Annotated in this window: 1 protein-coding gene; it reads right to left on the bottom strand. The window is 34.8% G+C overall.

Annotated elements, in window-relative coordinates; translation table 11 throughout:
* Nucleotides 1-127 precede the first annotated feature (127 nt).
* The gene (locus AC1DIT_RS28060; RefSeq protein ID WP_476998597.1) at nucleotides 128-1,558 is read right to left on the bottom strand and encodes an IS4 family transposase; all 1,431 of its coding nucleotides are present in this window, start codon (nucleotides 1,556-1,558) and stop codon (nucleotides 128-130) included.
* Between the last annotated feature and the right edge of the window lie 92 nt (nucleotides 1,559-1,650).

Below are 1,650 nucleotides of genomic sequence, written 5' to 3' on the forward strand. Positions count from 1 at the left end.
CACATCCATCAACTTAAGGTATATTTTTATACAAAATGGGGTCTTTTCACGTAATATTTTATTATCGTTTATAGATGTTATAAAAGTAGGCATATCAAATAAACCCTGACGGGTTTGAATTTTTTTACTATGCTACCTGATGAGTAGAAGTGGTATACTCATACACAACACCCAAAATGTCAAAGACTGTCTTTTTCTCGTATCGATGAGATTTTCGTCCGTTGCGCTGTAGGAGGTTAAACAGACGAAGGAGAACCTTTGATAGCTCTTGGGTGTTTTTGTGTAATGCTTGGTGAAAAAGTGAAAAATAATCTTTAATTATGTACATCGCTTTATATTCACTTAGCTCTTTCTGTTTCTTACGTAATAGGAGTTCTCTCATCTTAAACATTGTAGAAGAACATAATAGGATACTAATGAGTTGTCCATAAAGATGACATTCTAATCGCTCTTGTTTAATAGATTTACAACGATGAATTTGAAACCAGGATTTCCATATTTTAAATAACAGTTCAATTTGCCAACGTAGTGAATATAAATCATAGATTTTCTCTTTTGGTACCCATTCCGTAGGAATGTTTGTCATATATACCGTAATTCCTTGTAAAAGTTTCGTACGCTCTGTATATGTAATTCCTTTTTTCTTTTCACGAATAGCTCGATCACGTAGGCGTTTTTGTTTTTGCTCCTCCGTACATTTATAAACCACAATGCGAGTAGGTAGTTTGTCTTTGCTCCCTACATATACATCATGTAATTCATACACTTGGCCAGGTTGTAATTGGTTCATAATGTCTTCCAAATGAATTTGTATATATACCGGCCTCAGTTGAGCGGGTTTTGTTTTAAATATGACTGTTTCGAATTCCTTTCTATATATCTTAGTTGGTAACTTAAGACGTGATAAATAATATCCTTGCTTATCTTGAATAGACTTAAAGTCTTGTAAACGAAAATATCCTAAGTCACGAATATATAGTTCATTCTTTTGTGCCATAMCTGTTCGAGTCGCACCATACGCTTGATCACTTCGTTTTCCTGGTTCAATTTTCACATCAGAAAATTCTCCACTCAACAAGTCATACTCCAGTTGAATTTTTACACCAGCTTTATGACTACATCCTCYGGCACCAGGATAAGTAGATGCAAATCGATCCGGCACTTGAAATGTTGTAGAATCAAGGATAAGAATACGCTCAAAGTAAGTAGAAAGAGCATGAGAAATCTTAGATAATCCCCCAATTTTAGCTTGTAGAAGTGTAGTAAATACAGTTCGAAAGAAGGCTACAGAAGCCGAGTTAAATCGCCGATTAAGTCCCTCAGGACTTAATAAAATTCCTGTTGAAGTTTCTAATTGACTACAAAGTTGAGTAAGAGAGGTAGTAGCGATTTGTTGATTTAACCATACACACAAAGATAAAAAATGGTGCCCATGGCACTTACGTTTTCGTTTCATTCCGCCTGCTTCTATAGCTAATTGATTAAGTGTAGCAGGAGACATATAGCGATATAACTCTTCGGCAAATAAAGACAACTCTTGTTTTTGATGCATATTCATAAAAAGCACGTCACCCTTTCTCATTAACATAAGAGAATAGTAACGTGCTTTTAACTTCAAGAATAGTCTAAATCCTTAAGTTGATGGATGTG

It is taken from the genome of Bacillus sp. 05T22, assembly GCF_056396765.1.